General features: G+C 70.3%; 13 protein-coding genes. 10 read left to right on the top strand and 3 right to left on the bottom strand.

Going from position 1 to position 13,913, the window contains the following annotated elements; genetic code table 11:
• Positions 1-69: 69 nt before the first annotated feature.
• The 8 genes from ACIRP2_RS22225 to ACIRP2_RS22190 all read left to right on the top strand — a co-directional run bounded on the left by ACIRP2_RS22225 (position 70) and on the right by ACIRP2_RS22190 (position 8,874).
• Positions 70-1,671: an ABC transporter substrate-binding protein gene (locus ACIRP2_RS22225; RefSeq protein ID WP_404252773.1), complete on the top strand. Its 1,602-nt coding sequence runs from the start codon at positions 70-72 to the stop codon at positions 1,669-1,671.
• A gap of 23 nt (positions 1,672-1,694) precedes the next feature.
• Positions 1,695-2,660: an ABC transporter permease gene (locus ACIRP2_RS22220; RefSeq protein WP_404252927.1), complete on the top strand. Its 966-nt coding sequence runs from the start codon at positions 1,695-1,697 to the stop codon at positions 2,658-2,660.
• A complete protein-coding gene (locus ACIRP2_RS22215; protein ID WP_404252771.1) occupies positions 2,653-3,510 on the top strand; it encodes an ABC transporter permease in 858 nt (285 codons plus the stop codon). Before ACIRP2_RS22220 ends, ACIRP2_RS22215 begins: the two co-directional genes overlap by 8 nt.
• Before the next feature lie 77 nt (positions 3,511-3,587).
• Entirely contained in the window at positions 3,588-4,505 is a 918-nt protein-coding gene (locus tag ACIRP2_RS22210) for an ABC transporter ATP-binding protein (RefSeq protein ID WP_404252925.1), read from the top strand.
• A complete protein-coding gene (locus ACIRP2_RS22205; protein ID WP_404252769.1) occupies positions 4,498-5,190 on the top strand; it encodes an ABC transporter ATP-binding protein in 693 nt (230 codons plus the stop codon). Before ACIRP2_RS22210 ends, ACIRP2_RS22205 begins: the two co-directional genes overlap by 8 nt.
• 484 nt (positions 5,191-5,674) lie before the next feature.
• A complete protein-coding gene (locus ACIRP2_RS22200; protein WP_404252767.1) occupies positions 5,675-6,592 on the top strand; it encodes a phosphatidylinositol-specific phospholipase C/glycerophosphodiester phosphodiesterase family protein in 918 nt (305 codons plus the stop codon).
• Positions 6,593-6,727: 135 nt separating this feature from the next.
• Positions 6,728-6,922: a hypothetical protein gene (locus tag ACIRP2_RS22195; RefSeq protein ID WP_404252765.1), complete on the top strand. Its 195-nt coding sequence runs from the start codon at positions 6,728-6,730 to the stop codon at positions 6,920-6,922.
• 362 nt (positions 6,923-7,284) lie between these two features.
• On the top strand, positions 7,285-8,874 hold the full coding sequence (locus tag ACIRP2_RS22190; protein ID WP_404252763.1) for a hypothetical protein: 1,590 nt from the start codon (positions 7,285-7,287) through the stop codon (positions 8,872-8,874).
• A 26-nt stretch (positions 8,875-8,900) separates the two neighbouring features.
• Here the strand turns inward: ACIRP2_RS22190 and ACIRP2_RS22185 are convergent, their stop codons facing one another.
• The 3 genes from ACIRP2_RS22185 to ACIRP2_RS22175 form a co-directional block, all read right to left on the bottom strand.
• On the bottom strand, positions 8,901-9,272 hold the full coding sequence (locus tag ACIRP2_RS22185; protein WP_404252923.1) for a DUF779 domain-containing protein: 372 nt from the start codon (positions 9,270-9,272) through the stop codon (positions 8,901-8,903).
• A 432-nt stretch (positions 9,273-9,704) separates the two neighbouring features.
• The gene (locus ACIRP2_RS22180) at positions 9,705-10,403 is read right to left on the bottom strand and encodes a response regulator (RefSeq protein WP_404252761.1); all 699 of its coding nucleotides are present in this window, start codon (positions 10,401-10,403) and stop codon (positions 9,705-9,707) included.
• Positions 10,400-11,998 carry an ATP-binding protein gene (locus tag ACIRP2_RS22175; protein ID WP_404252759.1) on the bottom strand — a complete coding sequence of 533 codons (1,599 nt, stop codon included), beginning with the start codon at positions 11,996-11,998 and terminating at the stop codon, positions 10,400-10,402. Before ACIRP2_RS22175 ends, ACIRP2_RS22180 begins: the two co-directional genes overlap by 4 nt.
• A 218-nt stretch (positions 11,999-12,216) precedes the next feature.
• On the opposite strand from ACIRP2_RS22175, the gene ACIRP2_RS22170 reads away from it, so the two are divergent.
• The gene (locus ACIRP2_RS22170) at positions 12,217-13,032 is read left to right on the top strand and encodes an ABC transporter ATP-binding protein (protein WP_404252757.1); all 816 of its coding nucleotides are present in this window, start codon (positions 12,217-12,219) and stop codon (positions 13,030-13,032) included.
• Complete coding sequence (locus ACIRP2_RS22165; protein ID WP_404252755.1) at positions 13,022-13,885, top strand: ABC transporter permease; 864 nt, start codon at positions 13,022-13,024, stop codon at positions 13,883-13,885. The genes ACIRP2_RS22170 and ACIRP2_RS22165 overlap by 11 nt, the downstream gene beginning before the upstream one ends.
• Positions 13,886-13,913: the final 28 nt, after the last annotated feature.

Raw genomic sequence — 13,913 nt, 5'->3', positions numbered from 1 at the left:
CCTTTACCTGCTGTTTAATTGCGACTGACTCGCAACAACAGTCGATCTTCAATAAGGGATGTGCAGAGTATGACGGCCCGATCGATACGGGGAGCGGTCGCCGTGACACTGGCGACCGTGCTGTCGTTGACCGCGGCGGCCTGTTCACAACCGGGTGGCCCGGACGGCAGCGGCTCCGGCTCGGGTACCGACTCGGCGGTGGTCGGCATCGCCTACGAGCCCGACAGCCTCAGCCCGCTCCTGGGCTACGGCAAGGACGGCAACTCCAAGATCTTCGACGGGCTGCTCGCCCTCGACGGGAACATGGGACTGAAGCCCGCGCTCGCCACGGCCCTGCCCGAGGTGAGCGACGACGGACTGACGTACACGTACAGGCTCCGCAGCGGCGTGAAGTTCAGCGACGGGAAGCCGTTCGGTGCCAAGGACGTCGTCTTCACCTACCGCACCATCCTCGACGAGAAGACCAACAACGCGTCCCGGACCGAACTCGACGCGGTGAAGAGCGTCGAGGCGTCCGGCGACGACACTGTGGTCTTCACGCTCAAGTACCCCTATGCGCCCTTCGCGCAGCGCACGGTTCTGCCCATCGCTCCCGAGCACGTCGCGGGCAGGCAGGACGTCAACACCGGCGCCTTCACCACCCACCCCGTCGGCACCGGCCCGTACCTCCTCACCAAGTGGTCCAAGGGCGAGAAGCTGAGCTTCAGGGCCAACCCCGACTACTGGGGAGGCGCGCCGAAGGTGAAGAAGTTCACCATGGCGATCATCAAGGACGACGACGTGCGCGCCACCCGGCTGCGCTCCGGTGAACTCGACGGCGCGATCCTGCCGCCCAACCTGGCCAAGGGCTTCGCCCGCGGCAGCGGTATGCGGACGTACGCCGCGACGACGTACGACTACCGCACGGTGACCCTGCCCACCCACAACAAGGTCGCGGGCGACACCGCGATCCGCCGTGCCCTCGATGTCGCGGTCGACCGCCGGGCCATGGTCGACTCCATCCTCAACGGCGAGGGCAGGCCCGCCTACGGTCCCGTGCCCACCGACAGCGAGTGGTTCACCAAGGGCACCGAGCGCACCCACGACCTGGCCGCCGCGAAGAAGATCCTCGACGCGGCCGGTTGGAAGCCCGGCAAGGACGGCATCCGCACCAAGGACGGCGTCCGCGCGGCGTTCCCGCTCTGGTACCTCACCGGAGACAAGCTCCGCCAGGACCACGCGCTCGCCTATGCCTCCGACGCCAAGAAGGCCGGCATCGACATCACCACCGAGGCCGGGACCTGGGAGGTCATCGAGCCCCGGATGAAGCAGGACGCGGTCCTCGCCGGAGGGGGATCGCCCGCCGACCCCGACTTCGACCAGTACACGCTGCTGAAGTCCTCGCTCGCGGGCGACGGCTTCAACAACATGGCGTGGTACGACAACAAGGCCGTCGACCAGGCGCTCGAAGCGGGTCGCAGAAGCGGTGACAAGGCCGCACGCAAGGCCGCCTACGACACCGTCCAGCGCGAGCTGGTGAAGAACCCCGGCTACACCTTCCTCACCCACATCGACCACCTCTACGTCGTGAAGGACCGTTTCGGCGCCCTCACCACCCAGGTCGAACCGCACGACCACGGTCTCGCTTCCGGCCCGTGGTGGAACGTCGAGGACTGGACGCCGAAGAAGTGAGCCACCGCCTCCCCTGGGGGCCGATGGGCAGGATGGCGGGTCGGCGGGTACTGCTCGCCGTCCCCGTCCTGGCCGTCGTGACGTTCGGTGTCTTCGCCGTGGCCGCCGCCTCCCCCTTCGACCCGGTCAAGGCGTACGCGGGCACCGCGGGCCTCACGGCCTCGCAGGAGAACCTCGACCAGCTGCGGTCCAACCTCGGCGTCGATCAGCCCCTCGTGACCCGCTGGTGGAACTGGCTGACCTCCGCGCTGAGCGGCGACCTGGGCGACTCCAGCGTGATGCGCCAACCGGTCGCCGATGTCATCGGCGAACGCCTGGGCTGGTCCGTGCTGCTCGCCGCGACCGCCTTCCTCGTCGCAGTCGTCCTGGGAACCGGCCTCGGCGTGCTGGCCGGGCGCAGGCCCGGCGGCCTCCTCGACCGGTGTGCCGGCTCGGCCGCGTACACACTCGAAGCCGCCCCGGCCTTCTGGCTCGGACTGCTCGCCATCTGGTTCTTCGCCCTGAAACTCGATGCGCTCCCGGCCGGCGGCCTCACCGACGCAGCCAGCGACACGGTCACCCTCGGCCAGGTCGCCACCCATCTGGTGCTCCCCGCGGCCGTGCTCGGGATCTCCCAACTGCCCTGGTTCTTCCTCTACGTACGCCAGGGTGTCGCCGACGCGCTCGACGAGGACCCGGTGCGCGGGGCCCGTGCCCGCGGGCTGCGCGAACGTACCGTGCTGCTCGGCCACGCGCTGCGTTCCGGGATGCTGCCGATGCTCACCCTCATCGGCTCCCGCGTCCCCGAACTCATCACCGGCGCCCTGCTCGTCGAGACGGTCTTCAGCTGGCCCGGCATCGCCGCCGCCACCGTGCAGGCCGCCACCTCCGTCGACTTCCCGCTGCTTGCGGCACTCACGGTGCTCGCCACCGCGGCTGTCGTCCTCGGCAACCTCCTCTCCGATCTGCTGTACGCGCTCGCCGACCCGAGAGTGGGCTTCGATGGCTGAACTCGTCCTCGGGAACGCCCGCCGCACCACCCGCCGCATCCGTGTCGTCAGCTCCGCCGGAATCGTCGCCGCGGTGCTGCTCGCGGTCCTCCTGGTACCGCCGCTGGTCCAGCTCGACCAGCAGGCCGTCGACCTCACGGCGAAACTCCGGCCACCTTCCTGGGAGCACCCGTTCGGCACCGACGACGTCGGCCGCGACCTGCTCCTGCGATGTGTCTACGGGCTCCGTGTCTCGTTGCTCGTCGGTGTCGTGGCCGGGCTGACCGCCACCGTCATCGGGACCGCGGTCGGCGCGCTCGCCGCCGCGTCCGGGGGGTGGATCGACCGGATCGTCATGCGGCTCGTGGACACCTTCTCGTCCGTACCGCATCTGCTGCTCGGCATCTTCGTCGTCGCGATGTTCCGGCCCGGCGTCGGACCGGTGATCGTGTCCGTCGCCCTCACGCACTGGCTCTCGACGGCCCGGATCGTCCGGTCCGAAGTGCTGTCGCTGCGTTCGCGGCCGTTCATCGACGCGGCGATATCCGGCGGTGCCTCGCGCGGGCGGGTCGTCGTCCGGCATCTGCTGCCCGCCGTGCTGCCGCAGGCGGGCCTCGCGGCGGTACTCATGGTGCCGCACGCCATGTGGCACGAGTCCGCCCTCTCCTTCCTGGGGCTCGGACTCCCCACCCATCAGGCGAGCCTGGGCAACCTCGTGCAGCAGGCGCGCGGTTCGCTGCTCGCCGGGGACTGGTGGCCGACGCTCTTCCCCGGTCTGTTCCTGATCATTCCGACCCTCGCTCTGGCAGGTCTCGCCGGCGCATGGCGGGATCGGATCAACCCCCGACGCCGATCGGAGCTGATGCTGTGAAGACCGACCCGGACCTCCAGGCGCCGGGCACGCGGGCCCCGGTGCTCTCCGTCCGTGGGCTCTCCGTCCGTTTCCGGATGCGCGGCGGACGGCACGTCGCGGCCGTCAGCGACGCCCGATTCGACCTCGCCGCGGGGGAGTGCCTGGCCCTGGTCGGCGAGAGCGGCTGCGGCAAGTCCGTACTCGCCTCCGCACTGCTGGGGCTGCTCCCCGGCAACGCGCGCACGACGGGCTCGGCGGTGCTCGGTGACGGCACCGAGCTCCTCACCGCCGATGAGCGCACGCTCGCCCGCACGGTACGGGGCCGCCGCGTCGCGCTCGTACCGCAGAGCCCCGCGGCCCACCTCACCCCGGTCCGTACGGTGCGGGCCCAACTGGAGGAGGCCGTCCGCGAACTGACCGGCATCCGCAAGCCGGCACTGCGTGCGGCGGCGGAGCAGGCCGCCGCACGTGCCGCGTTTCCGGCCGACCACCTGGACAACCACCCGCACCAGCTCTCCGGCGGACTCGCCCAGCGAGCCGCCACCGCGCTCGCCCTGATCGGTGACGCGCCCGTGCTCCTGGCCGACGAACCGACCACCGGACTCGACCGCGATCTGGTCGAGCGGACCGTGGACGAACTGCGCCGTCACACCGACGGGGGCCGGGCGCTGCTGATCATCACCCATGACCTGGCCGCGGCCGAACGGATCGCCGACCGGGTCGCCGTGATGTACGCGGGCCGCATCATCGAGCTCGACGACGCCGACCGGTTCTTCGGTGAGCCGGGTCCGCGTCACCCGTACGCCCGCGGTCTCCTCGACGCCCTGCCCGAGCGTGCGTTCACCCCCATCCCCGGGATGCCACCGGAACTCGGAGCGCTTCCCGAGGGCTGCGCGTTCGCGCCCCGTTGCGATCGCGCCGACGACCGGTGCGCCGTACCGCCCCGGTTCGACGGTCGTCTCGCCTGCCACCACGGTGCGCGGGCAGGCGCGGAGGAGTCCGCCCATGCTTGAACTCACGTGTGTCACCGCCGGATACGATCCCCGCGAGCCCGTCGTCCGCGATGCCTCGCTGGCGATCGCCCCCTCGGAGTCCGTCGGGCTGCTCGGCCCGAGCGGCTGCGGAAAATCCACCCTGGCCAGGGTCGCCGCCCTGCTGCACCGGCCGGACGCAGGAACGGTCACGCTCGACGGCCGACCGGTACGGGGCTGGCGGTACGGCGCCCCGCGTGCCCAGCGCACGGCAGTCGGCGTCGTCTTCCAGCAGCCCCGGCTCTCGGCCGACCCCCGGCTCAGTCTGCGCGAACTCATCGCCCAACCGCTGCGGGCGACGGGGCGGCGCACGGAGGTACCGGACCGGGTGGCCGAGCTGGCACCGGCCGTCGGGCTCACGACCGAGCTGCTGAACCGGCGCCCGCACGAGGTGAGCGACGGCCAGCTGCAGCGCGCCTGCCTGGCACGGGCGTTGGTCCTGCGGCCACGCTGGCTGATCTGCGACGAGATGACCGCGATGCTCGACGCGTCGACGACGGCCGCACTGGTCGCGGTGGTCGAGGCGTACCGACGCAAGCACGGGGCCGGACTGCTGGCCGTCGGCCACGACCGGGTGCTGCTGGAACGCTGGTGCGACCGCACGATCGGCTGGCAGGAGATCTCCGGGCCGGGAGCATCGCGGGAGTCCACGGGTCCGACCGCATGAGTCCCTGCCCATCGCGTGGTGCCCACGCCTTGTCCGGGGAGTTCCCGACCGGTCGGTCATTCGGCCCGTCCGACCGGGCGGGACATCTCCCCACCGGCACGTCGGGCGGCGGTACCGTCAGGTCCGCCTTCCGCTCCACCAGCGTCAGCAGCACCTGATCCAGTGATGCCGAGGTGTACGGGCAGAGCGTGGGGGTGAGTACGAGGACGGCATCGGCGACTCGTCGGCCGGATCGATCAACGGCACAGGAGGTGCCTGCGTCGACATCCCCGGCGGCACCGTCGGGACCCGGCTGAACCTCCTGAGCTGAAACGGCGGCAGCGACCCACGCCGGGCGGTCCCGGCCCGACCCGGGGAACAGCAGGCGACGACGGCGCGTCGATCCAGTCAACTCTTGTGCGAAGGGGACCTGTTGAGGGAGATCCGGTTCCATACTCGGTCGCGTCCGACCGTCCGGCCCACCCCTCGTCCCCGGGAGAAACCCATGGCCTTCCCGACCCGTCGAAGCGTCGTCGGCACCGCGCTCGCCACTGCGGCCGCAGGCGCGATGCCGACTCTGCAGACGGCCGCCGCGTCCGATGCGTCAGCCGCGCCCTCGGATGCGGGCCGGCGCGGCCCGCGTCCGTTGCGCCGGGCCCACGCACACAACGACTATCTGCACACGCACCCCCTCCACGACGCACTCGCCCACGGTTTCACCAGCGTCGAGGCCGATGTCTTCCTGGTGGACGGGGAGCTGCTGGTCGCCCACGAGGTCGCCGACCTCGACCCCGCCCGAACCCTCGCCTCGCTCTACCTCGACCCGCTGCTGGCCAGGGTCCGGGCCCACCACGGCACGGTCCACCCCGGCTACCGCGATTCCGTGCAGCTGCTGATCGACATCAAGACCGACGGGGCGGCCGCCTACCTCGAACTGCACCGGCAACTCGGCCTCTTTCGAAGGATGCTGACGACTTATCATCACGGCCGGGTGCGGCCCGCAGCGGTCACGGCCGTCATCTCCGGTGACCGTGCGGCCCGCGCCCCGATGGAGGCGCAGCGCACGCGGTACGCCTTCTACGACGGCCGTCCCGACGACCTCGGTACCGCGGCCGACGCCTCGTTCATCCCGCTCATCAGCGGCAGCTGGAGCGACAGCTTCGTCTGGCGCGGAGCGGGCCCCTTCCCCGCGGCCGAACGCGACAAACTGCGTTCCCTCGTCGCCGCTGCCCACCGGGGCGGCCGACGTGTGCGCTTCTGGGCCACCCCGGACGTGCCGGGGCCGGAACGCGACGCGGTCTGGACCGAACTGCTGGCGGCCGACGTCGATCACCTCAACACCGACGACCTGGCGGGGCTGGAGCACTTCCTGCGTACCCACGACAGGGACGTTCGGACCGGCTTCGCACCCCTCGGCGGCTGACCAGGGCGCATCGATCGCAATGTGACAGCCAGTCAACACCCGTATGGCGGACACGCCAGTCCGCCGGATGGTCTCCCCGCTGGGCCACACTGGCGGCCGAATGCCGCAATTCCGGCGCGGCTGAGGAGGTTGGCCATGGCTATTTCGATCTCACTGGTGTTGCTTCTGCTGATCCTTGCGGTGATCTTCCTCCGTAATGGAGGGCTGAAGATCTCGCACGCGGTGATCTGCGCGATGCTCGGGTTCTTCCTCGCGGGGACGAGCATGGGGCCGACCATTCAGAACGGGCTGACGGCCACGGCCGACGTCGTCAGCGGTCTCAAGCCCTGACTTCGGCGTCCCGTCCGGTGACCGGGCCCGGCGGGCACGGTCACCGGACATCTCCCGGAGTGCCGCCGGGCGGTCCCGGGCCCGGGGTCCGGGCGGCGAAGCGTCCGTCGAGGACGAACACCCGCGCCACCTCCTCGGCCGGGCGCACACGATCCGGCGGGGGGTGTGCGCCGGTGGCCACGGGCGAACAGACTTGCTTTGAACGGGAGTCAGGCCCTGTGCCGACCCCGGTCGTCTCGGGATGTGCCGTGTTGCGGTGCCGTGAAGCGGGCAGGAAACCGCGCTCACTTCCATGGACACCTCAAGGCAGTGGCTCTAGCGTCGGGCGGCGGCGCGACCCCCGTACCCGACCGAGGAGTCCGATGTCTTCTTCCTCCCGAAGAGCCCGTGCCCGCGCGCTGGTCCTGGCGTTCGCCCTCTGCGCCGCCGCACTTCTGGTGCCGGGCACCGCTGCCTCGGCGGGCGAGATCCCCAGGGCGCCAGGACACCGCCTGGTCGGTGACTACGAAGGGGCACCGGCCACGGCCTCGCCCGTACCGGGGCAGGCACCACCGCAGCACCCCTTTCTCGCTCCCAACGGACGCAGCACCATGCACGCCGACGCGGCGGGCAGCGGCACCCATCCGTACCCGGGCCCTCTCGGCCGGAGCCCCGCAGTGCGCAGCGAGAAGATCGCCCCGGTCGGCGGGGAATGCGCCACCGCCACCTTCGACTCGGCGGGCCGGCTGATCACGGTGTGCGGCACATTCACCGGGTTCCTGCTCAAGCTCCTCGATCCGCGCACCCTCGACACCCTGGCCGAGTACAAGCTCCCGCAGCGCTCCTCGACCGTCGAGGCCATCACCCGCCTCGACTTCTCGAAGATCTTCAAGGACACGTCGGGCGGTGCCTACTTCTACCTCGACGAGCAGGACCGCGTGGTCCTCGCCGACTCCCGTCAGCACATCCTGCGGATCGCTCACGAGCGTGCGACGGACGGGAGTTGGCGCTTCGTCGTCGTCGACGACTGGGACCTGACCGGACAGGTGCCGCACGACTGCGTCAGCTGGACCAACCTCTTCCCCAGCGGCACCTGCGATCCCGTCACCTCCGTGATGCCCGACTGGCGGGGCCGGATCTGGTGGGTGACCCGGCTTGGCAGGGTCGGTACGGTCGACCCCGCAACGTCGGTCATCCGCTCGGTACGGCTGGCGGGGGAGGAGATCCAGAACTCGTTCTCCGTCGCCGAGGACGGTGTCTCGATCGTCTCCGACCACGCCCTCTACAGCTTCGCCGCATCGGCGGACGGAACCCCGAGGGTGCAGTGGCGCCAGACCTACGACCGTGGAACCGGGACCAAACCCGGCTCGGTCAACCAGGGCTCCGGCACCACGCCGGATCTCTTCGGCGACGGCGAGGACTATGTCGCGATCACCGACAACGCCGACGAGCGGATGAACGTCCTGGTCTACCGCCGCGCCGTCGACGTGTCTGCGGACAGGCGGCTCGTCTGCAAGGTCCCGGTCTTCGGTTCCGGTGCCTCGACCACCGACAACTCCATGATCAGCTGGGGCAACAGCCTCGTCGTGGAGAACAACTACGGCTACGAGAACCTCACGTCCCTGCTGCTCGGGAGAAGCGTCGTGGGCGGCGTCACCCGGATCGACGTCCGTGCGGACGGCAGCGGCTGCGACACCGTGTGGCAGAGCGACGTGCGTTCACCCTCGACCGTGCCCAAACTCTCCACCGCCAACGGTCTGTTGTACTTCTACGAGAAGGAGCCCAACAGCCTGGGCATCGACGCCTGGTACCTCACCGCAGTGGACTTCCGAACCGGCGAACGCCGTTGGAAGAAGCTCACCGGCACCGGCCCCTCGTACGACAACAACTGGGCGCCGATCACGATCGGTCCCGACGGAACGGCGTACGTGGGAGTGTTCAACGGAATCGTCGCGGTTCGGGACACGGAGTGACCGGGGTCGCCCCCCCCGGAGTCCTGTCATTCCGGCGTACGGCCGGCCGCCGCGCCTCCTCGGGAGCCGACCAGTCGGGACCGGATCAGGAAGCGCACGCCCTCCGGGGCCTCCAGGGAGAATCCGCTGCCCCGCCCCTCCACCACATCGATGATCAGCCGTGTGTGCGCCCACACCTCGAACTGACTCCTCGACATCCAGAACGGCACACGCTCCGACACCCCGTCGACATCGAGCGAGGCCAACAGCACATCGGAGCCGCCGGTGCGGAACTCACCGTCCTGGTAGCACATGGGCGCACTGCCGTCGCAGCAACCGCCCGACTGATGGAACATCAGCGGACCGTGGGTCGTGCGCAACCGGCGCACCAGATCCGCGGCCGCGGGAGTGAGTTCCACCAGCGGCGCGTCCGGAGGGCTCGCCGTGGACGCGCTCGTCGGGGACTCCTCGTCCGGTCGGCCCGGGAACGGATTGCTCGTCTCGTCTCGGTTCATGCATCAGCCCTTGTCGCATCGGATGGCGCACCGGTCGGCTGGGACGATCGGTGCGAACGCTACCAGCCCGGTACCGTTCGGCAAGGGGCGCACGAACGCAGGGGTCCGCGTACCCGCCATCGCGGCGATCGGCGCGCCGAGCCATCCGTTCGACGCCGCGCCGCATGGGTCATGCCTGCGGCCGCGCTCTCGCCGGGCGACCTCGGCGTCCGTGCACGGGACATCCCGAGGCCGACCCTCCGCCGGACGGTGGCCCCGCCCCGCCCCGCCCAGCCCCGCCCCGCGCCTGGCCGGCCGGACGGTTGAGACCGGAGCGGCCGTACCGCCGTGCGTTCCTCAGCCCGCCTTCGACCAGGCGTAACGGTGTTCCGGCCGGCCCGTGTCACCGTACTTGAGGCTGAGGCTGATGCGGCCCGCGCCTTCCAGGTACTTGAGGTACCGCTGAGCGGTGGAGCGGCTCAGACCGGCCCGTGCGGCGACCTCGTGTGCGGACAGTGGCTCGTCGGCGGCCGACAGGACATGGCGGATGACATCGGCCGTGGGTGCGGAGTGGCCCTTGGGCAGACCCGCCGCGGGGCCGGACTCCGCCGTGCGCAGCGCGCTGAAGATCTGGTCGACCTGCTCCTGGCCCGCCTCGCCGCGACCGCTCCCCACGCCTTCGAGGGTCCGGCGCAGGGTGGCGTAACTCTCCAGCTTGGACCGCAGACCGGCGAAGCTGAACGGTTTGACCAGGTACTGCAGCGCGCCGTACCGCATCGCGGCCCGCACGGTCGCTATGTCACGGGCCGCGGTCACCATGATCACATCGGCCGGATGGCCGAGCTGGCGCAGCCGCCGGACGAGGGTCAGCCCCGTCTCGTCCGGAAGATAGTGATCGAGAAGGACGAGGTCGACGTGTTCGCGCTCCAGGAAGGCCAGCGCCTGTGCGGCGCTGTGCGCACGGGAGATGACGCGGAAACCGGGAACCTTCGCCACATAAGCAGCGTTGATCTCGGCGACACGGAAGTCGTCGTCCACCACCAGGACATCGATCATCGCAAATCTCCCACTTCGGTCAACGGCCGGACGCTGAGTGCCTCGGGCAGGACGACGGTGAAGACGGCGCCACCACCGGCCCGGGCCGTGACGCGAGCCGCGCCACCGTAGCGCTCGGCCAGCCTGCGCACCAGCGCCAGACCGAGCCCGCGTCCGCGGTGCGCCGGGGACTCCTTGGTGGACCAGCCCTCGGTGAAGATGTGCTCGCGCATGTCGGGCGGCACCCCGGGGCCGTTGTCGCTGACCCGCAGGACCGCGGTGGTGCCCTCGGCGAGCAGCTCGACCTCGATGAGCGTGGCGACGTCCAGGGCGTTGTCGATGAGGTTGCCGAGGACCGTCACCAGATCGCGCGGGTCCACCACCACGTCCGGGAGCCGGGTGGCGGGCGAGACGAGCAGGGACGCGCCCCGCTCCGCCGCGATCGCCGTCTTGCCCACCAGCAGCGCCGAGATCAGCGGATCGTTGACGCGTTCCGCGACCTGCTCCGCCGATGCCCGGTGACCATGGGCCACTTCCGCGACGAACTCCACCGCGGCCTCGTGCCTTCCGAGCTCCAGCAGCCCGAGCAGGGTGTGCAGCCGGTTCGCGTGCTCGTGGTCCTGGGCGCGCAGCGCGTCCAGCAGCCCGTGGGTGGAGTCCAGCTCGCGGCCGAGCAGCTCCAGCTCGGTGCGGTCGCGAAGGGTGACGACGGCTCCGCCGTCACCGGTGGGCATGCGATTGGCGATCAGCACGCGGCCGTTGCAGACGGTGATCAGGTTGGCGCCGTCGACCCGTCCCGCCAGAACCTCCGACGTCCGGCCCGGCGGCAGCACCTCGCCCAGGGTGCGTCCGACGGCCTCCTGGTCCAGTTCCAGCAACCGCTGCGCCTCGTCGTTGAGCAGTCGGATCCGGCCCCGGGCGTCGAGGGCGAGAACCGCCTCGCGAATGCTGTGCAGCATGGCCTCGCGCTCGTCCAGCAACGCGGAGATGTCGGCGAAGGCGAGGCCGTGGGTGCTGCGCTGCAGCCGCCGGGAGACGGCCAGCGCGGCCAGCACACCGGCGGCGAGCGCAGCCCCGGAGTAGAGCAGCAGACCGGGGATGGCTCCGAGCAGCCGTGTGTGGACGCTGTCGTAGGCGATGCCCACCGAGACCGCGCCCACGATGACGCGCCCGCTGTCCCGCAGCGGGACCTTCGCGCGTGCCGAGCGTCCCAGGGTTCCGTTGTCGATCTGCATGATCTCCCGGCCGGACAGCGCGGTGCTGGGGTCGGTCGAGACATGCTTGCCGATCTGCTCGGTCTCGGTGTGGGACCAGCGCACCCCGCGGGTGTCCATGACCACGATGTAGAGCGCTCCGGTGGCCCGCCGCATCCGCTCGGCCTCGGCCTGCACCGGCCCCGTGGGGGTGGGCTCGGTACTCGTCAGGTTGCGCACCAGACCGGGTTCGGCGGCGGCCGTCTGGGCGATGGACAGGGCCTGCCGCATGGCCTGGTCGTCGAGCTGGTGCCTCAGGGGCGCGAGGAAGAGCCCGGTGACGAGCATGATCACGCCCGTGGTGATGGCCACCTGGGTGAGCAGGACCTGGGCGAAGACACGGCGGGGCCAGTGAATCCGCATGCGCTCGCCCTCTGCCTTCCGTCAACCAGGAACCTGATGCTCCGTTTCGTCCTCGTGTGAACGCAAGGTAAACGTCACCGACGCGCATGACCAGTCCTCGTGGCGTATTCGTTGTCGCACCGCGAGCAGAACGAGCAGAACCGCGGGTTATGGGCAGAAGCCGGAGTTGTGGGCGCAAGGGTGCCCACGTTCCCGGGCCGCCCCTAGCGTCCCGCTCCATGAACAGCGAAACGAGCCCCGCCATCGAGTTGCGGGGGGCGAGCAAAGCGTTCCGGACCCCGTCGGGGACGCTCCACACCGCCGTACGGGATCTGGACCTCACGATCGGGCGCGGCGAGTTCGTCGCCGTCGTGGGCCCCACCGGATGCGGCAAGTCGACGACCCTGACCCTCGTCAGCGGGCTGGAGGAGCCCACCGAGGGCGAGGTGCTGGTGGGTGGTGAACCGGTGCGCGGCATCGGCGACAAGGTCGGCTTCGTCTTCCAGCAGGACGCGGTCTTCCCCTGGCGGACCGTCCTGTCCAATGTGATGGCGGGCCCCCGCTTCCGCGGCGTACCGAAGCCCGAGGCGAAGGAGCGGGCCCGGGAGTGGCTCGCCCGGGTCGGGCTGTCCTCCTTCGAGGACCGCTACCCCCACCAGCTGTCCGGCGGGCAGCGCAAGCGCGTCGCCCTCGCGGCGACCTTCGTCAACGACCCCGAGATCCTGCTGATGGACGAACCCTTCTCCGCCCTCGACGTGCAGACCAGGGCCCTGATGTCGGACGAACTCCTGGAGCTGTGGGCCGGGACCGGCGCCTCCGTCGTCTTCGTCACCCACGACCTGGAGGAGTCCATCGCGCTGGCCGACAAGGTCGTGGTCATGACGGCGGGACCGGCCACGATCAAGGAGGTCTTCGAGATCGACCTGCCCCGCCCTCGCAAGGTCGAGCAGGTGCGTCTGGAACCCCGGTTCATCGAGATCTACCGGGAGATCTGGTCCTCACTCGGTGAAGAGGTCCGTATCACCCGCGAGAGGGGTGCGTTCAATGTCGCCTGAAACCATCACCGCGAGCGCCCCCGTCACCAAGACCGAACGGACCCGAGCCAGGGCCCGGGCCGCCCGGAACCGCAAGTTCCTCGTGCTCGGGAGCCGGGTCGCGGTGCTCATCGCGGTCATCGGGCTGTGGGAGTGGCTGGCCAGGACCGCGGTCATCGACCCGTTCAACTTCTCCATGCCGTCGAAGATCTGGGAGCAGATCCGCACCTGGGTCGTCGACGGCACGGCACAGGGCTCCCTGTGGGAGCAGATCTGGTACACGCTCTACGAAGCGCTGCTCGGCTGGGTCATCGGTGTGATCGCCGGTGTGCTGCTCGGAATCGCACTGGGCCGCGTCCGCTTCGCCGCCGACGTCCTCGGCCCGTACATCAAGGTGCTCAACGCACTGCCGCGCATCGTGCTCGCCCCGATCTTCCTCATCTGGTTCGGCCTCGGCCCGGCCTCGAAGGTCGCCTCCGCGGTCGTCCTCGTGTTCTTCCCCGTCTTCTTCAACGCGTTCCAGGGAGCCAGGGAGGTCGACCGCAATCTCGTCGCCAACTCCCGCATCCTGGGCGCCAGCAACCGTCAGGTGACCCTTCAGGTGGTCATCCCCTCGGCTACGTCGTGGATCTTCACCAGCCTGCATGTGAGCTTCGGCTTCGCGCTCATCGGCGCCATCGTCGGCGAGTACATCGGTGCCACCAAGGGGCTCGGACTGCTGGTCGCCGCCTCCCAGGGCACGTTCAACGCGGCCGGCGTCTACGCCGCGATGGTCATCCTCGCGATCGTCGCGCTGCTGGCCGAGGGCCTGCTGACCTTCCTCGAAAGGCGGCTCTTCCGCTGGAAGCCGGCCGACGCCGACACCGCCCGCTGACGCCCGCCGCACACCCGTACACCCGACT

It is taken from the genome of Streptomyces sp. NPDC101194 (assembly GCF_044767885.1).
Classification (GTDB): Bacteria; Actinomycetota; Actinomycetes; order Streptomycetales; family Streptomycetaceae; genus Streptomyces.
The sequence above is the reverse complement of the archived record's forward strand: the minus strand, read 5'-3'. Positions and strand labels throughout refer to the sequence as shown.

What these genes read in the sequence shown, in the direction of transcription:
- ACIRP2_RS22225 (WP_404252773.1), top strand. Translation starts at nt 70, where the DNA reads ATGACGGCCCGATCGATACGGGGAGCGGTCGCCGTGACACTGGCGACC.
- ACIRP2_RS22220 (WP_404252927.1), top strand. Translation starts at nt 1,695, where the DNA reads ATGGGCAGGATGGCGGGTCGGCGGGTACTGCTCGCCGTCCCCGTCCTG.
- ACIRP2_RS22215 (WP_404252771.1), top strand. Translation starts at nt 2,653, where the DNA reads ATGGCTGAACTCGTCCTCGGGAACGCCCGCCGCACCACCCGCCGCATC.
- ACIRP2_RS22210 (WP_404252925.1), top strand. Translation starts at nt 3,588, where the DNA reads ATGCGCGGCGGACGGCACGTCGCGGCCGTCAGCGACGCCCGATTCGAC.
- ACIRP2_RS22205 (WP_404252769.1), top strand. Translation starts at nt 4,498, where the DNA reads ATGCTTGAACTCACGTGTGTCACCGCCGGATACGATCCCCGCGAGCCC.
- ACIRP2_RS22200 (WP_404252767.1), top strand. Translation starts at nt 5,675, where the DNA reads ATGGCCTTCCCGACCCGTCGAAGCGTCGTCGGCACCGCGCTCGCCACT.
- ACIRP2_RS22195 (WP_404252765.1), top strand. Translation starts at nt 6,728, where the DNA reads ATGGCTATTTCGATCTCACTGGTGTTGCTTCTGCTGATCCTTGCGGTG.
- ACIRP2_RS22190 (WP_404252763.1), top strand. Translation starts at nt 7,285, where the DNA reads ATGTCTTCTTCCTCCCGAAGAGCCCGTGCCCGCGCGCTGGTCCTGGCG.
- ACIRP2_RS22180 (WP_404252761.1), bottom strand. Translation starts at nt 10,403, where the DNA reads ATGATCGATGTCCTGGTGGTGGACGACGACTTCCGTGTCGCCGAGATC.
- ACIRP2_RS22175 (WP_404252759.1), bottom strand. Translation starts at nt 11,998, where the DNA reads ATGCGGATTCACTGGCCCCGCCGTGTCTTCGCCCAGGTCCTGCTCACC.
- ACIRP2_RS22170 (WP_404252757.1), top strand. Translation starts at nt 12,217, where the DNA reads ATGAACAGCGAAACGAGCCCCGCCATCGAGTTGCGGGGGGCGAGCAAA.
- ACIRP2_RS22165 (WP_404252755.1), top strand. Translation starts at nt 13,022, where the DNA reads ATGTCGCCTGAAACCATCACCGCGAGCGCCCCCGTCACCAAGACCGAA.